A 17045-nucleotide genomic window follows, 5' to 3' on the forward strand; every position below is an offset into this window, starting at 1 on the left:
TCCTGAAAGGACCAGCATGCCGTACATCGTCGCCACCGAGACGAGTCTGCCGACGTACTACTACGACCAGCAGACCCTCGCCAGCACCCTGAAGAAGTACTGTCAGGCCATCGGGCTCGACATCGACCTGGACATCATCGACAGCCTCTTCCAGAACACCCAGATCGACGGCCGGTACTTCGCCATGCCGCTGGACACCTTCTTCGACCCGCCGCCGTTCAGCCAGGTGGCCGCGCGCTGCGTCGAGGAAGCCGCCGACCTGTGCGAGAAGACCGTCCGCAAGCTGCTGGCCAGCGCGGGCATCGCGTCCACCGAGATCCACCAGCTCACCTCGATGCTGTCCACGGTGGTCTCGGTGCCGACCGTCGACGCGATCCTGATCAACCGGATCGAGTTCGCGCCGACCATGAAGCGGGTGCCGATCAACGGTCTCGGCTGCATGGCCGGGGTGGCCGGGCTCAGCCGGGTGGCCGACTACCTCAAGGGCCACCCCACCGACGCGGTCATTCTGCTCACCTGCGAACTGGGCGGCACCGCCTTCTGGCAGGGCGGCGTCCAGGGCTACCTCCAGGAGGCGCTCGACCGGGACCTGACCGAGAGTTCCTTCTACACCGACCTGGTCTCGCAGATCGTCACCGTGGCACTGTTCGGCGACGGGGTCGCCGCGACCCTGATGGTCGGCGACGAGCACCCGCTCGCCCGGCCGGGGCTGCCCCGGGTGGTCGACACCCGCTCCGGGTTCCTCCACGACACCCTGCACGTCGCCGGGGTGGACGTGCTGGACAACGGATTCCGCAACCGGCTCAGCGTGGACGTGCCCGGCCTGGCCAAGACCGGCCTGCGCCCGGTGCTGGACCCGCTACTGGCCGACCACGACCTCACCGTCGACAAGATCGGCCACTGGCTGATCCACCCCGGTGGGCCGAAGGTCCTCACCGCCACCGCCGAGGAATTCCACCTCACCGACGAGAACCTGAAGCTCAGCCAGCACATCCTGCGGACCGTCGGCAACGTCTCCGGGCCGACCGTGCTGTACATGATGGACGAGACGTTCTCGTCGTACGAGCTGGACCCGGGCACCTACGGCCTGGTCGTCGGCATGGGACCGGGCTTCTCGCAAGAGGCGGTCCTGCTCCAGTGGTGACCCCGACGGCGGCGCATCGGAGCGTCGCGTCCGGGACCGGACAGAAGGAGAGGCATGGTTAGCGTCACCCCGGCCGCGCCGACCGGGGCGGGCCGTCGCCTGGCCCCGGGACCACGCGGCAAATTCCTCCTCGGCAGCCTGCTCGACCTGCGGCGGGACCTGATCGGCTTCCTCGGGCAGGTCACCACCGAGTACGGCGACATCGCGCGGTTCACCGTCGCCGGGTTCACCGTGCACCTGGTCAACCACCCCGACCACCTGCGGCACGTGCTGCAGGTGAACAGCCGCAACTACGACAAGCAGTCCCACGAGTACCGGCCGCTCAAGCTGGCCTTCGGCGAGGGGCTGTTCACCAGCGACGGGGACTTCTGGAAGAAGCAGCGCCGGCTCATGCAGCCGGCCTTCCACCGGCAGCGGATCCTCAAGCTCGGCGAGTTCATCGTCCGGGACGTGGTGGACCGGATCGACACCTGGCAGCCGTACGCCGACCGGGGCGAACCCCTGGACGTGGCCGCCGAGATGGTCAACCTGTCCATGAACGTGGCCACCAAGTCGCTGTTCAGCACCGGCCTGCGCAGCGACGACGAGGTGACCACGATCGCCCGCAGCCTCGACACGGTGATCAACTACTGTCTGTACCGGACGATGGTGCCGTTCGCGCCGCCGCCGAAGGTGCCGACCCGGCGCAACAAGGAGTTCACCGCCGCCCTCGGCGAACTGGACGGGATCATCTACCGCATCCTGCACGAGCGCCGGGAACAGGGCACCGAGACCCACGACCTGCTGTCGATGCTGCTGGAGGCGCGGGACGAGGAGACCGGCGAGGGCATCCCGGACAAGCAGATGCGCGACGAGATCGCCACCCTGCTGCTCGGCGGCTACGAGACCACCTCGAACCAGTTGAGCTGGGCCTGGTACGAGTTGTCCCGGAACCCGGAGGTCGAGGAGCGGCTGCACGAGGAACTGGACCGGGTGCTCGGCGACCGGCTGCCCACCGTCGCCGACGTGCCGGAGTTGGCGTACACCAACCGGGTGCTCGAGGAGACTCTGCGGCTCTACCCGGTGCCGTGGCTGGAACGGCGCGCGGCGGCCGACGACACCATCGGCGGGTACCACGTCAAGGCCGGTTCGCTGATCTACATCAGCCCGTACCTGACCCACCGGCACCCGGACTTCTGGCCGGACCCGGACCGGTTCGACCCGGACCGCTTCCTCCCGGAACAGTCGGCCGACCGGCCCCGGTTCGCGTACTTCCCGTTCGGCGGCGGGCCACGGCTGTGCATCGGCAACCGGCTGGCCCAACTGGAGGCGCAACTCACCCTGGCGACGATCGCCCAGCGCTACCGGCTGCGGATGGTGCCGGACCACCCGGTCGAAGCGAAGATGCAGGTCACCACCAGCCCCCGGTACGGGCTGCGGATGACCCTCGAACCCCGCCGCCCGTCGGCCTGACGGCGGCTGCGAGGAGATGTCCCCTATGGACGAAAACCGACTCAAGCTCCACCGACTCGGCGGCACCTGCGCCATCCTGGTCGGTGTCTCGTACCTCGTGGTCACCACGTTCTTCGTGCTCGACCCGACGCAGCTCATCCACGACGACAAACACGAGCTGTGGACCCGGCTGGCCGAGAACGGCACGCCACGGATCCTCTACTACTGGGGGTACGCCCTCGGCGCGATCTTCGCGTTCGGGGCGATCCCCGCCATCGCCGACCTGGTCCGCGACCGGCACGAGGGGTGGGTGCGTTGGACCACCGGCCTGGCGTACCTGTCCTTCGGGGTGACCGCGGTGGAGACGTTCCGCCTGGTCACCGCCACCCCGCTCTGGGCGAGCGAGTACGCAGCCGGCGACCCGACGGTGCGTACCGCCATCGTCACCACCGACCTGCTGCTGCGCCTGGACCCGGCGACGTGGCTGCGGTTCGGCGCACTCGGCCCGTTCTTCCTGGTGGTGAGCATCCTTGCGCTGCGGCACCGGCTGTTGAGCCGACCGCTGAACTACGTCGGCATCGCGCTGGGCGTGCTGACCAGCACTGCCGCCCTCGGGGTGGCGTTCGGCATCGGCCCGATGGTGCTGGTGTCGGCGGTGCTCGGTGGCGCGGTGGCCGCCCCGGTCTGGTTCGTCTGGATCGGTGTGGCGCTGCGGCGGGGCGTACCGGCGGCGGCTGCTTCGGCGACCGGCGGCGGGGCCGCGACCCCGGTGCCCGCCGGCGGCCGTACGGCGGCGGAGGCCCGTCATGGCTGAGCGGCACCCGCCGGGACCCAAGGGCGTTCCGGTCCTCGGTAACCTGCCCGGCCTCGGCAAGGGCATGGTCGAGTTCATGATGGAGACCGCGACGCACGGCGACGTCGCGTCGTTCACCATCGGACCGACCCGCAACTACCTGCTCAGCCACCCGGACCACATCCACGACGTGCTGGTCCTGCGCCGGGACAAGTTCGCCAAGGACCCGCACGACCTGCGGACCCTCGGCCGGTGGATGGGCAAGGGGCTGCTCACCAGCGACGGGGAGCACCACCGGCGGCAGCGGCGGCTGGTGCAGCCCGCGTTCCGGCACCGCCGGATGGCCGGGTACGGCGAGATCGCGGTGGAGAGTTCGCTGCGCCAGATCGGGGACTGGCGGCCGGGCGAGGTGCACGACATGCACCACGAGATGATGAAGCTGACCCTGAACGTCGTCTCCCGGGCCATGTTCGGCAGCGGGGTGCCGGCCGAGGAGGCGCTGAAGGTCCAGCGGGCGGTCGCCGGTCTCCAGGACGTCGCCATCAACATCAGCAAGTTCGGCATGCTCGTCTCGCCATGGCTACTCCTGCCGATGCACCAGCTCCTCAAGCGCGGCACCCGGGTGCTCGACGAGGCGGTCATGCGGATCATCGCCGAGCGGCGGGCCAGCGGGGAGGACAAGGGCGACCTGCTGTCGATGTTCCTGCTGGCGCAGGACGAGGTCGACGGCACCGGCATGACCGACCAGCAGGTCCGGGACGAGACGGTGACCATTTTCGTCGCCGGCCAGGAGACCACCGCCAACGGTCTGACCTGGGCCTGGTACCTGCTCTCCCAGAATCCTGAGGTGGCCGAGAAGCTCGGCGCCGAACTGGACGAGGTACTGGGGGACCGCCCGCCGACCGCTGAGGACCTGCCCCGGCTGCGGTACACCGGGATGGTCTTCAAGGAGGCGCTGCGCTTCTGCCCACCGGCCTGGACGCTGAACAAGCGCACCCCGGTCGAGGACGTCGAGCTGGGCGGGTACCGGATCCGCCGGGGTGCCGGGATCTTCATCATGCCGTACGTGATGCACCACCTGGAGCAGTACTTCCCGGACCCGTTCCGGTTCGACCCGGAGCGGTTCGCGCCGGAACGCGAGGCCCAGATCCCCCGGTACGCGTTCATGCCGTTCGGCGGCGGCGAGCGGATGTGCGTGGGGGCGGGCTTCGCCGAGATGGAGGCGAAGCTGATCCTCGCGACGCTCGCCCAGCGGTTCCGGTTCACCCTGGAACCCGACCAGAAGGTGGCGCTCAAGCCGCTGGTCACCCTGGCCCCGAAATACGGGCTGCGGATGCGGGTGACCCCCCGCTCACACTGACCGGGAACACAGTCGAGGGCCGACCCGCCGGCAGGCGGGTCGGCCCTCGCCGTCGTCGAGCGACCGCGACAGGGCGGTCGCCCCCCATGACCATGCTTGTCGTCTGCACTGCGGCGTTGAGCCGCTTCCGGATCAACGCGAGGGCTTGGCGAGTTCGGCTGCGCCGACGGGCCTTCGGCTGGAGCCTCCTACTCGTCGCCGCGACGGCACTCCCGGCCGGTCTCCGGGCAACTCCGGTCCGGTCCTGGACCGTCCGCTGACCTCACCGGCGACCCCGGGTTGTCGGCGGGCCCCGGCGGTAGCCGGGTCAACGCGGCGGTGACCAACGCGGCCATCCCGGTGGGCAGGGTCTGCGCCAACTGCGGGGCGAACCTCGGCGAGTGGTTGGCCGGCAGCGGCTGTCCGTCCGCGCCCTGGGCGGCGGCCCACTGCCGTGGGCCGACCGAGCCGAGCATCCAGTACGCCGTGGCCACCCCGTCGGCCGCGAAGTACGGGAAGTCCTCGGTGGCCAACGACGGCGGCCAGGTCGCCACCCGGGCCGGCCCCAGCAACTCCTCGTGAGCTGCCCGGACGGTGGTGGTGAGCGTCGGGTCGGGGATGTTTACCGGGGACTCGGCCAGGATCCGGAACTCCGGTGGCTCGACGCACCCGGAGGCGGCGCACTCCGCGCGGACGATCCGTTCCAGGGCGGCGCACATCCGGGCCAGCGACGCCGGGTGCAGGGCCCGTACGGTGACACCCAGCCGGGCCTCGTCCGGCAGGATGTTGCCGCGCTCGCCGGCCCGTACCGAGCCGACGGAGACCACCGCCTGCTCCCCGGGGACGGTCTGCTGGGCCACGATCGCCTGGCAACGGAGGATCACGGCGGCGGCGGCGACGATCGGGTCGACGGCCAGGTACGGCGTCGCGGCGTGTCCGCCCCGACCGTGGATGATCACCTCGACGGTCCGGCTGGCGGCCAGCATGGCACCGGTGCCGTGGGCGACCATCCCCGCCGGCAGCGGTGCGGTGTGCTGGGCGAACGCCACGTCGGGAGGGCCGAAGCGCTGGTAGAGCCCGTCGTCGAGCATGGCCCGCGCGCCGTCGAGGGTCTCCTCGGCGGGCTGGCCGACCACCAGGATCGTCCCCTGCCACCGGTCCCGCGCCCCGGCCAGCAGCCGGGCGGCACCGGCCACCGCCGACAGGTGCAGGTCGTGGCCACAGGCGTGCATGACCGGCACCGGACGCCCGTCGGGGTCGACGCCGGTGACGGTGCTCGCGTACGGCAGCCCGGTCTGCTCCGCCACCGGGAGGGCGTCGAGTTCGGCCCGCAGCAGCACCGTCGGTCCCGGCCCGTTCTCCAGTACGCCGACCACGCCGTGTCCGCCGATGTCGCGGACCACCCGTAGCCCGTCGCGGGCCAGCCAGGCGGCCAGCAGACCTGCCGTGCGTCGCTCGGCGCCGGAGAGCTCCGGATGGGCGTGCAGGTCGAGATAGAGGGCGGCGGCCTCGGTGGTGACCGTACCCGAGCCGGCGAGTATCCGGGCGGCCCGGCCGGCCGCCGACAGGGCCCCGGTCATCGCCGCCTGCCGGCGTGGCCGGTTCCCCGGCCCCGATGCGGCCGCGACGCCGACCGCCGCTGGTCGCTGACATCGGCGGTGAGCGGATTGACAGCCGGACGAGGGTCGCCCGGTGAGCGGGGTCCGGTGGGATGACAGTGGCGGTGACGCCGTACCCCACCTGTCCCGAGCATCCAGGAGGAGCCATGTCCGTCAACACCGACCAGTCCACCCCGAACGACCTCGCGTCCCTCGCCGAGGAACTGCTCGAACTCGAGTCGGAGACCTTCTCCATCTCGGACTACGCGGACGCGTCCGAGGCGATCCTGGCCTCGTGCTCCTCCTCCGGCACGACCAGCACGTGCAGCAGCACCACCTCGACCACCAGTTGCAGCGCCTGACCGGTCGGGCACACCGGGGCGGTCGTCGCGGCCACGGCCGTACGGCCGCCCCGGTTCCGTCGGTACGACCCGCCGGCTGGGGCGGATCCGGGCGGCGGCGGTCACGGGAACGGGTGCGGTACGCGCCGCAGCTCCGCCTCGGTCAGGTCGGTCGACCGCCAGCCCGCCCGGCGGTACGCGGTGCGTAGCCGGGGCATCCGCAGCGCCCGTTGCCGGGACCAGCCGAAGTCGATCGGCAGCAGGCCCGGCACGATCATGCAGACGCTGTGCAGGCCCATCCGTTCCTGCTCCGGTGTGGTCTGGTCCACCATGATCACGTCGAAACCGGCCCGTGTCAGCTCGTGCTGGCAGTGGCGCAGGTCGCCGAGCAGGTCGGTTCGCCCGGCTCCCACGCCCGGCGGGTCCTCCGGGTAGAGGTCGCGCATCGCGGCCACGTCGGCCCGGTCGAGGTACGACGCGGCGTGCTCCCGCATCCGGGGCAGGCCGAACAGTCCGGAGTGGTCGACCAGTTGCCGCACCAGGTGGTAGTCGTCGACCATCGCCTCCAGTTCGGCCCGGCGTCGGCGGACCTGCCGGGGCATGTGCGGGATGTAGGTGAGCACCTCGGCGAGCGCCGCCTCGACCGCCGTCTCCGGATCGAGGCTGGCTCCGGCGGCGAAGGACAGCGCACCCGGGCCGTCGTCCCGGCGGGCGGCCAGCCCGGTGACGACCGGCACCGCCAGGTCGACCCGGTTGTCGTAGGCGCGCACGTCGTAGCCGTGCAACCGGGCCCGGTCGACCATCGCGCGGATCCGTGGACTGTCGCACGACGCCAGGTCGATCTCGGTGAGTCGCGCGCCGCCGTACCAGCCGAGCAGGAACGCGTCCCGTTCGATCAGTTCGAGCAGGCCGTGCAGGATTGCCTCCTCCAGACACCCGCCGATCGCGCAGCCGCTGGAGGTGGAGAAGACGAAGCCGTCGTCCGACGTACCGCTGCTGTAGTGGCACAGCCGCCGGGGCACCAGGATCGGACGGTTGTCCCGCAGCGAGTGGCCCCACACCCAGGGGATGACCCGGTCGGCGGAGAACGGGGTGGCCAGCGGATCGGTCCGGTACGTCTCCGGCGGGTAGAGGCCGACGTCGACCGGATTCAGCGCCACCTCACCCAGGCCGCGGTACGAGTCGAGCACCGGCGTGCCGGCGCGGCGGCGGTGGGTGCCGGCGTACCGCTCCAGCCCCTCCAGCAGCGCCAGCGTGTGACTGGACGCGAAAGTGTCACCCTGCCCGCTCCACGAGACGTCGACCAGTCCGGCGTAGCCCCGGACGAAGGCGCTGCCGGTGACCGGCGCGGTGGTCGGTGAGGTGAGGTTGACCAGGGTACCGGCGCCGAGTACCCCGCAGACCGGGTTGACCAGTGCCGTGGTGGGCAGCGCCAGGTCGTCCAGTGCGGCCACCCGGTACGTCCGGTGGTCCGGCTTGGCCCGGCTGGCCAACCGGGGCGGGACCGGTTCGTCGTGACCGGTCGGCCCACCGCAGCTCGGGCAGAGCGGCTCGGCGAGCAGCGGATAGGTGGTCACCCGCAAGGTGGCGAGGTCCAGCCGGGACACCCGGGGCAGGGCCGCGTCCGGCACCGGGGTGGGCCGACCCGGCGCGGGTACGGCCGCCGGGCCGGTCAGGGCGGTCAGGTAGAGCGACCAGACGGCGTCCACCTGGTAGCCGGTCAGGATCGGCCAGTGCACCGCTCCCCGGGGATCGGACCCGATTTCCAGCGCCTCACGTTCGGACCGGGAACGCAGGCGTTGCCAGCGCACGCCGAGGCAGTGGCCACAGCAGACCGGCGTCCCCGGGGCGCCTCCCCACGGACCGACCAGCACCGTACGGGAGGTCAGGTGCACGTTCGCGTCCCGGCGTACCGGGTCCGCCCGGTCCAGCACGTTCGCCGCGCCGAGCGGCACCACGACCGGTGGGTGTGGTCGGGTGGTGGCCGGGAGCGCGGCCCGGTCGTACCGGTCGAGCAGCGACCGGCGCAGTTCGCGGACGGCCCCGGCGAGCGGTCCGTCCCGCTCGCCGGTCTGCGGGTCGACGCTCCCGGCCATTGTGGTCACGACTGGTTGCTCCACCGGAACGTGCGGGCGCCGATCACCCCGAAGAGGACGGTGAAGCCGACCAGTGCCGCGCAGGCGATGCCGTAGTCGGTCATGTCGCCCCGACCGGCGACGGCGACCGCGATGCCGTCGTTGATGTAACGCAACGGCAACGCCTCGGAGAGGCCCTGGAGCCAGCCAGGCATCATGTCGAGCGGGAAGAACGATCCGGAGATGAAGGCCATCGGTACGACGATGCAGTTGGCGACCGCCGCCACCGCCTCCGGTGTGTTGGTCCGGGAGCCGACGATCAGGCCGAGGGCGAGGAACGCGGTGACGCCGAGGACCAGGATCGGCAGGGCCAGCGGCCACCGTCCGGACAGGTTGAGGCCGAAGATCGGCAGCAGCGCCACGCCGATGAACAGCACCGCCTGGAGTACGCCGACCACCTGGGCCACCACGTAGCGGGAGGCGATCACCGACCAGAGCGGGGCCGGGGTCATCCGGATCAGCCGGAGGAGGTCGTCGCTGCGCCACTGCATCAGGGTGAACGCGATCCCGAACAGGGCGGCGTTGGCGACCCCCCAGGAGAGCACGCCGGGCGCGATGTAGTCGATGTAGTTCCAGCCGGTGTCGTCGACCTCGCGGCCCTGGAAGATGAGGCCGAAGACGAGCAGGAACACCAACGGGAAGGCGAAGGTGAAGAAGACCGTGGTGGCGTCCCGGATCGACGCCTTGTACGCGGCCCTGGTCAGTGCTCCGTACGCGCTCACTGCGCCGCCTCCGATTCGGTGAGTTCCAGGTAGATGTCTTCCAGCGTGACCATCCGGGTCTGCACCTCGTCCAGGCCCACCGTCGTGCCGAGCGCCGCGAGCACCCGGCCCGGTGTGCGGGTCTCCACCACGAGTTCGTCGCCGTCGACGGCGACGGTCTCCGCCCCGTCGAGCCCCTTCGCCCGCTCCAGGCTGATCCGGCCGGCGGGGATCGACACCCGGGTCGGCAGCTCGGAACCGCCGATCAGTTCCCGGGGGCTGCCCAGGGCCCGGACCGCGCCGGACACCAGGATCGCCACCCGGTCGCAGAGCGCCTCGGCCTCGTCCAGGTGGTGGGTGGTGTAGACGATCGTCTTCCCGGCGGCCTTCAGGCCGCGCAGCACCCGCCACAGGTCCCGGCGGGCCTTCGGGTCGAGCGACGCGGTGGGTTCGTCCAGGAAGAGGATCTCCGGGTCGTGCACCAGCGCCGAGGCGATGGCGAGCCGCTGCCGTTGCCCGCCGGAGATGTCGTTCACCCGGGTCTGCGCGGCGGCGGTCAGGCCGACCATGTCGAGCGTACGGTCGACCGCCTCCGGTGCCACCCGGTACAGCGCGGCGACGGTCTCCAGGTGTTCCCGGGCGGTGAGCCGGACGAAGAAGGCGGAACTCTGCGTCTGCACCCCGATCCGGGGCAACAGTGCCACGTTGCGCGGCGTCGGCGGTATGCCGAGCACCGACACCCGGCCCGAGGTTGGTTCGCGTAGACCCTCGATGATCTCGATCAAGGTGGTCTTGCCCGCCCCGTTCGGCCCGATCAGGCCGAAGAACTCCCCACGGTGGACCGTCAGCGAGACCCCGGAGAGTGCCTCCAGGGCCCCGTATCTCTTACGGATGTCGGTCAGCGTGATCGCCGGGTCCGGCTCGGTATCCGTCTGGTCGATTGCGTTCACTGGTCCCTGCCTTTCTGGGTGGTGACAGGTTCGGTGGCCTCGGGTGCCGTCGGCGCGCGGCGCGGTCGGGCCAGCCAGCCGGCCACGGTCATCGCCACCACCGCGAAGCCGACCACGACCACGGTGGCGCCGAGCCGGCCGGCGGCCAGCGCCCGGCCGAGCAGCACCAGCGCGGTGCCCGCCGTCACGGCCAGGATGAGCCCGGTCAGGCCGTAGGCGGTGTAACGCAGCCGGGCGGCGGTCGGGTAGGCGCCGATCCCGGTGCCCCGGCCGACGAGGCCGCGGACCGCCAGCCACAGGAACTGTCGGGTGCCGGTGGCCAGGTGGGTGACGCCGAGCGCGTGACTGACGATCTTGTAGCCGTCCAGCGGCGGCAGCGGAATGAAGTTGACCAGCGACTGCGCGCTGCCGACCAGCACGATGCCGGCCAGCGCCGGGCGGGCCGGCGCGGTCGGCGCGAGGACCAGCCAGGTCAGGGCGAACGGCAGCATCAGTACGCCGTTGGCGAGCCCGCCCGCGCCGGCGATCGTGATCTGCGCGCCCGGCGAGCGCAGGTAGAGGTAGCCGTCGACCCGGCAGCGCAGCGTCAGCACGCTGATCGCGGTGACGGCGCAGCCGAAGTGCCGCGCCGCGATGCCGTGCGCCAGTTCGTGCAGCGCGGCGCTGGTCCAGGTCAGCAGCCCCAGCGCGATCAGCCACAGCGGGTGCTCCCAGAACCAGCCCAGCCCGGCCACCGCCCGGTCGAGGTTGGCCGCGAGCACCACCTGGGTCGCCACCGCGAGTCCGAGCAGCGTCAGCACAACCGGGCGGGCCAGCGCCCACCTGATCCGCCGGTAGCTCCACTCGACCACCGGGAGCGACACCGGGTCCGGCGGCGCCGCCGCGCCGGACCCGGCCGGGGTGCTGCCCGTGCCGGGGGCGCCCGGGTCGAGCAGGCCGCGCGAGTACAGCAGGCCGAGCAACTGCCGCCAGTGCGCCTCGGCCAGGCGCCGGCCGAAGGCGCGCGCGTACTCGTCGCCGATCTCGGCCAGGCTCAGCCGACCATCCAGCCGGGCGATGAGGAAGTGCTCACGCGGGGCCACCTCGAACGCCCGTCCGCTGCGCAGGTCCTTGACCAGGTGGATTTCCGCCGGTCCGCGCAGCAGCGGTCGGCTCAACAGCACGTCGGGGTGCAGCCGGGGCCGCTTGGACAGCAGCGTGCCGGCGGTCACGGCGCACCCACCGGCCCGACGACCTCGTCCAGGGCCCGACCCAGCATGTACGCGAGGTACGCCTCGTCCCGGATCGTGACGTGGAAACGGTTGTTCGTCATGTGCAGGTACGGCGAGAGCAGTGTCCGCGCCGCCGCGTGCGGGTCCGTGACGTGCGCCGATCCGGCAGCGTCCCACGAGTCGAGTCGGAGACCGCCGCGCGTGGCCAGGTCCCCCACCCGCGACCGCAGCTCGACGCAGTGTTCCGCCCAGCCGCGCAGGAACCCGGGCAGCCGGTGGAGCTGTCCACTGTCGAGCGCGTCGAGGGTGTTCGTGAACCGTTGTCGCAGTGCTGGCGCCATGGACTCGTACATCCGCTGGTATTCGCTGGTCCCGATGAAGTTGGTACCGGCGAACGCCCGATGCCAGAACGCATAGTACTGGTTGAGATACGCCACCAGTTCGGCGCGATCGGGCAGGAAACAGCCGGCCGTCACCATCATCAGCTGCGCCGCCACCCCGAACAGGATTGGCCGCAGGTGCAGGTTCATCGTCCGGATCGAGTGGATGACCAGTTCGCTCGACCGCTGGAAGTGCCACTCCGCCAGCTCCACACCGGCGGGACCGCCGTACTTGCCGTACTCGGGTTCGTAGGGGCGGAAGCTGTATGAGTTGTTCGGTTGCAACCGCATCTGCCCGTCCGCACCGAGCAGCTCGGCCGGTGCGCCGTCGCGGAACTCCAGCTCGAACAGCCGGTTGTACAGCTCGCCGAGAAACCCGTGCCCCATCGCGTACAGCGCCGGTCGCCGGGCCAGGAACGCGTCGATCGCCGCCGCCGCGCGAGCGCGTACCTCGTCGGTCGCGTCCCGGGTGGACGGGCGCAGCCGTAGCCGCACGTGCGGGCCCTCGAGCCAGTAGTTGATGAAGAAGTGGCCGGCGAGCAGCCCGTCGCTGGTCAGCTCCTCGACCAGCGGACCGACGCAGTCGACGAGCAGCGGCTGCGGGTTCGCGGCGTAGAAGACGTGAACCGCCTGCCACGACCCCGGCGAGGTGGGGTGGCCGGCGCCGGTCGGTACGCTCATCCGATCCTCCGTTGCGTCTGTACGGCCAGCTCCGCCACGTGCGCGCCGAGGTCCGAATGGACGTGGAGCTGGTCCTCGGCCGGCAGCATCTCGCGCAGGACCAGCCGCGCCTGCCGGGTCTTCACCAGTCCCTCGAACGCCATCAGCGAGAGCACGCTGTCGAAGTCGAGATACTGCGGTTTGGCCGGCCGGCCGGTGGAGCCGCCGGGCTGGTGGACGGTGACGAAGACCTGCCGGGGCAGGGCGTGCGCCAACCGCCACCGCCGCCAGCCGAGGAACCACTCGTGCTCCGGCGTCCCCGGCACCCGGAGCGGCAGCTCGGCCGCGTACGCGTGCCAGCTGCGTCGGCTCAGCACGACATGGCCGTACCGGACCCGGGGGCGGGTGGTGACCCCGGCGTCGGCCTCCCCGGCCGGTACCCCGGCCCACACGTCGAGATGTCCGGTCGAGGTCGGCGACAACAGCAGCAGCGTACGGGCGATCTCCGGCAGCGCCACCGGGATCAGGTAGCCGAAGTAGAGCGGGATCACCTCCCGCCCCAGCCGCCGGGAACGCAGCACCAGCCGGTCCGCGCCGACGTCGTGGGTGACCGTGAGGTCGCCGAGCGGGATCTGCCGCTGCGGCGGTACGCAACTGGTCTCCCCGGGGTTGACGATCTCGTGGTCGACCAGCCGGCCGTGCAGGTTGAGGTTGGTGCTGGCCGCCCCGCCGGTCACCTCGGCGAGTACGGCGCCCTCGGGCGCGACCAGCCGGGCGTGCCGGCGCAACCGCTCGGCGAGGTCCGGCCCGAAGCAGTGGGTGAACCGGCTGAACGGGAACGACAGGCCACCGTAGGACTGGTTGAGCACCACCAGCGGGTCCGGCTCGCGCGCCACCAGTTGGACGAAGTGGCTCTGCGCGACGAACGGTCCGCGCAGCGGGTCCAACCGGGCCGCCACCTCGGCCACCACCCGGTCGTCGAGGTGCAGGTCCGTGCCGGGCGGGTGACCGGCGTGCAGCGTACGCAGGTGTCCGGCGAACAGCTGCCGGGCCTCGTCCAGGGCGGTGATGCCGGGCAGCCCGAGCCAGTTCTCCTCGGGCAGGTACGCGCCGTGCTCGTCGAACGACCGCCGGTCCGCGGTGTACGAGACGTACTGGCGGTAGAGGTCCTCGTGGAAGTCCTCGACCAGCTTGAGTACGTCGTCGCACCGCCCGCCGACGCCGAACCGGGCCACGAAGAAACCCTTGAGGGTGAGCCGATGGGCCAGGATCGGGTCGAACGCCGGCAGGATCCGCTCCACCGCCCGCAGGCCGGGGCCGAGCAGCCGCTGCCACCGGTCCAGGTCCAGCCGCGCCGGCCCGCCACCGATCGCGACGTCCTCGTAGAGCAGGGCCTGCGGCAGGGGTGCGGCCGGCGCGCCGAGGTCTCGGGCGATCTCGCCCAGGTCGGCGCGCAGGTCGGCGAGGAGCCGGCGGCGGGTCTCGACGTCGGCGGCGGGGTAGCGGTCCAGGTGACCGATCAGCCCGCCCAGCCGCCCGGCCAACCCCGTCGACCAGGGCCGCTCGACGTCGCGCAGCGCCTCCCGCAGCGCGCGCAGCGGATCCGGGGTGTGCACGTCGGTGCGCAGGCACCGCACCTGCAACATGCCGAGGTCGAGCAGGGCGGACAGGTAGCGTTCGCACTCCTGCGGCGTGGCGTCGTGCTCGTCGGCCAACCACCGCACCACGTCCCCGCAGCGCAGCACCGGCCGCTCGGCGAACAGGCCGATCAGCCGGTCCAGCAGACCGCTGCGACGCAGGAAGAACAGCCGGTCACGGATCGAGTCGAAGCTGACCGGGGCGTCGTCGTCGCCGGCGGTGACCCAGTGGCGTACGTACCGGATCCGGTCGTCGTCGTGGCGCCAGCCGGCGGTGAGTTCGACCGGCAGGTCGGCCCGCCGGCCCGGGTCCGCCAGCACCAGTTCGACCAGCCGGCCGAGCACCACCACGTTGAGCCGGACCCGGCTCGCCCACGCCCCCGGCAGGTCGATCCGGTCGCCGTCGCCGGGCGTCGCCGGTTCGGCGCTGAACTGGCCCAGGCCGACACCGGTGAAGGTGCTGAACGGGCTGGTCTTGCAGGCGGTGCGGTAGAGGTAGGACAGCACCGAACGCTCCAGCCGGCGGGCCCGCTTGTCCCGGGCGCCGCCACCGGCCGGTAGCTCCCGTAGCTGCCCGGCCAGCACCGGCGAGGCGACCAGCAGGCCCAGCCGCAGCCGGGATTCGTCAACCAGCCGCCGCAGTTCGTCCCGGTTGCGGGCGAGTTCGCCGGCGAGCACCGCCGCGCCGGCGTCCTGCGACTCGGCCAGTTCCCGGCGGTCCCGCAGCCACCCGGACAGCCGGGACGCGACCGCGTCGTCGACCGCCCCCACCAGCTCGACCGCACCCGCCGGGTCGGCCGGCAGTACGTTGTGGAACACCTGCCGGCGCAGGGTCAGCAGGCGGCGCCGGGACCGCTCGTCGTCGTTCGCCTTGACCAGCCCGTGCAACGCCTCGCTCAGCTCCGCGCCCCGGGCGGCGAGCCGGTTCTCCCGGCGTACCAGCTCGTCGGCCCAGTCGCTGGTGCCGGGCGAGCGCAGACGACGTACGGCGGCGACCGGTAGTCCGGCCACCCGCAGCATGAACAGCGGGCCGAGGGTCGGGTCGTACCTCGTGCTCACCACGATGCTCCCTCCCGGGGCTCAGACAAGCTCGTAGCGGAAGTCGGCCGGATCCGGTCGCTCGTGGCCGACCAACATGATGAGCAGCGGGTACTCCCCGGAGTCGGCCAGTCCCAGCTCCTCCACGTAGGAGATGTTGTCGAAGCCGAGGGCGACCCCGCAGCCGAGACCGGCCGCCGAGGCCGCGGTGTAGCAGTTCTGCGCCACCGCCCCGATGGTCGCGTTGACCAGGTGGTAGCCACGATCGCCCACCGCGTCGAGCACCGCCGCCGTGCGTACGGTCGGGACCAGCACCGCCGCCGCCTGCTCCAGGTTGTAGTTGGCCAGGAAGTAGTTGCGCTGGAGGAACCCGCCGGGCGGGCCCGGCCGGACCAGCCGCAGCGTGTTCGACACCGGCTCGTACTCGTACGCGCCCGGCGGCACGTCCCGGACGTGGTTGACGAAGGCGTACACCTTCGTCAACGGTGGGGTGTCCGGGCCGGCCGCGTCGCTGTCGAACCGGGCCCCGGCGCTCGCCGCGAGCAGCGCGGCCAACTGCTCCGCCTCGATCGGGGCGCGCGCCTCGAACCGCCCGAAGCTGCTGCGGCGACGGCGCAACGCGGTCCGCACGTCCACCGTGAGCGGTCGCGGCTCGGGCAGGGCCAGGCGTGGACCGGGTACGGCGGCGAGCGCGGCGGCCGGACGCAAGGCGTCCGGGGCGGGACGGCGCGACGCGTACCCGATGGTGGCCCGGCGCATCCGGCGCGGCGCGTCGAAGGTCAGCACCCGCCGCGACCGTTCCCGGTCCCGGTGTCGGATCGCCGGGGTCGGCCGGTCGGGGGCCGCCGCCGGGGTGTCGTCCCCGGCCGGGGACGGACCGGTGGTCTCCCAGCGCAGCGGCACCACCGCGAAGACCCCCTCGTCCTCGGCGGACACGCCGAGCAGCCGGTTGAGCGGTTCCTCGTCGAACCAGAGCACCGGATCCAGGCGCAGGCCCTGGGCCTGCGCCCAGATCCGCCAGGTCTGCACCACCGTGCCGACATCCATCGTCACGGCGTGGTAAGAGAAGCTGTTGTACTTGAAGGCGTTCTGCCACATCTTCACGCTGAGCAGGAGGAACTGGTCGGTCCGGGTGGCCGCCGGCAGGTCGCCGAGCGCGGCTCGGACGACGCCGGTGACGTCCCCGGTCAGCAGCGGCGCGAGGGCGTGCCGCTGGGCCGAGTAGTGGTAGACACCGGGCGTCAGCGGTCCGCCCGGCCCGCAGACCCAGTGGACGGCGCACGGGTACAGCCCGCCGCCGGACGCCGTGCCCCGGAACCAGTTGGCGTGCGGATAGGACGGTAGCGCGGCCAGGTCGGTGTTGGCCTGCACCCCGAGCCGGCGCCCGATGGTGGCGCACGAGTCGAGCAGCATGCCGGCGAGCGTCGGCAGGGTGAACCCGCGCCCGGCCCGGTCGGCCGGTGGGTGCAGCCCGTCCTGCACGCTGGCGGTCGCGGGAACGTCGCCGACCGGCAGCGGTAGCAGGTCGACGCCGGGGTAGAACCTGCCCTTGCGGGGCGCGTCGCCCCAGTCGGGCGTGAAGTCGACCGGCTCCATCGCCACCCGGCCGCGCCACATCACCGCGTCGGCGTACTCCTGGGCGTAGCCCACCGTGGCTCCTTTCTCTCTTCTGCCGCTCGCTGTCGCG

13 protein-coding genes are annotated in these 17045 nt (G+C 72.0%); 5 read left to right on the forward strand and 8 right to left on the reverse strand.

The features are described from left to right. Nucleotides 1-16 precede the first annotated feature (16 nt). Genes ACZ6QQ_RS16350 through ACZ6QQ_RS16365 form a run of 4 tightly spaced genes read left to right on the forward strand, consistent with a single transcriptional unit; the run spans nt 17 to nt 4728 of the window. A complete protein-coding gene (locus ACZ6QQ_RS16350; RefSeq protein WP_465877086.1) occupies nt 17-1144 on the forward strand; it encodes a type III polyketide synthase in 1128 nt (375 codons plus the stop codon). A 54-nt stretch (nt 1145-1198) separates the two neighbouring features. Continuing rightward, entirely contained in the window at nt 1199-2596 is a 1398-nt protein-coding gene (locus ACZ6QQ_RS16355) for a cytochrome P450 (protein WP_465877088.1), read from the forward strand. Between the two features lie 25 nt (nt 2597-2621). Beyond that, a complete protein-coding gene (locus tag ACZ6QQ_RS16360) occupies nt 2622-3389 on the forward strand; it encodes a DUF4386 family protein (protein WP_465877089.1) in 768 nt (255 codons plus the stop codon). Continuing rightward, the gene (locus ACZ6QQ_RS16365; protein ID WP_465877091.1) at nt 3382-4728 is read left to right on the forward strand and encodes a cytochrome P450; all 1347 of its coding nucleotides are present in this window, start codon (nt 3382-3384) and stop codon (nt 4726-4728) included. The genes ACZ6QQ_RS16360 and ACZ6QQ_RS16365 overlap by 8 nt, the downstream gene beginning before the upstream one ends. Before the next feature lie 188 nt (nt 4729-4916). Here ACZ6QQ_RS16365 and ACZ6QQ_RS16370 read toward each other — a convergent pair whose 3' ends face one another. Beyond that, nucleotides 4917-6287: an amidohydrolase gene (locus ACZ6QQ_RS16370; protein ID WP_465877092.1), complete on the reverse strand. Its 1371-nt coding sequence runs from the start codon at nt 6285-6287 to the stop codon at nt 4917-4919. A gap of 185 nt (nt 6288-6472) precedes the next feature. Here ACZ6QQ_RS16370 and ACZ6QQ_RS16375 point away from each other — a divergent pair, with 185 nt between their 5' ends. Further along, nucleotides 6473-6667, forward strand: coding sequence for a thiazolylpeptide-type bacteriocin (locus tag ACZ6QQ_RS16375; protein ID WP_465877093.1), 195 nt, complete (start codon nt 6473-6475; stop codon nt 6665-6667). Between the two features lie 101 nt (nt 6668-6768). Here the strand turns inward: ACZ6QQ_RS16375 and ACZ6QQ_RS16380 are convergent, their stop codons facing one another. The 7 genes from ACZ6QQ_RS16380 to ACZ6QQ_RS16410 are packed head-to-tail and all read right to left on the reverse strand — an operon-like array spanning nt 6769 to nt 16975. Beyond that, the gene (locus ACZ6QQ_RS16380; RefSeq protein ID WP_465877155.1) at nt 6769-8742 is read right to left on the reverse strand and encodes a TOMM precursor leader peptide-binding protein; all 1974 of its coding nucleotides are present in this window, start codon (nt 8740-8742) and stop codon (nt 6769-6771) included. A gap of 5 nt (nt 8743-8747) precedes the next feature. Further along, entirely contained in the window at nt 8748-9503 is a 756-nt protein-coding gene (locus ACZ6QQ_RS16385; protein WP_465877095.1) for an ABC transporter permease, read from the reverse strand. Continuing rightward, entirely contained in the window at nt 9500-10432 is a 933-nt protein-coding gene (locus ACZ6QQ_RS16390) for an ABC transporter ATP-binding protein (RefSeq protein WP_465877096.1), read from the reverse strand. Before ACZ6QQ_RS16390 ends, ACZ6QQ_RS16385 begins: the two co-directional genes overlap by 4 nt. Then, nucleotides 10429-11643, reverse strand: a complete 1215-nt coding sequence (locus ACZ6QQ_RS16395; RefSeq protein ID WP_465877098.1) for a metalloprotease — start codon at nt 11641-11643, stop codon at nt 10429-10431. Before ACZ6QQ_RS16395 ends, ACZ6QQ_RS16390 begins: the two co-directional genes overlap by 4 nt. Further along, entirely contained in the window at nt 11640-12704 is a 1065-nt protein-coding gene (locus ACZ6QQ_RS16400; protein ID WP_465877100.1) for a lantibiotic dehydratase C-terminal domain-containing protein, read from the reverse strand. The genes ACZ6QQ_RS16395 and ACZ6QQ_RS16400 overlap by 4 nt, the downstream gene beginning before the upstream one ends. Next, the gene (locus tag ACZ6QQ_RS16405; RefSeq protein ID WP_465877101.1) at nt 12701-15379 is read right to left on the reverse strand and encodes a lantibiotic dehydratase; all 2679 of its coding nucleotides are present in this window, start codon (nt 15377-15379) and stop codon (nt 12701-12703) included. Before ACZ6QQ_RS16405 ends, ACZ6QQ_RS16400 begins: the two co-directional genes overlap by 4 nt. A gap of 21 nt (nt 15380-15400) precedes the next feature. Further along, nucleotides 15401-16975, reverse strand: coding sequence for a SagB family peptide dehydrogenase (locus ACZ6QQ_RS16410; RefSeq protein ID WP_465877156.1), 1575 nt, complete (start codon nt 16973-16975; stop codon nt 15401-15403). Nucleotides 16976-17045: the final 70 nt, after the last annotated feature.

It is taken from the genome of Micromonospora sp. NPDC049529 (assembly GCF_055586685.1).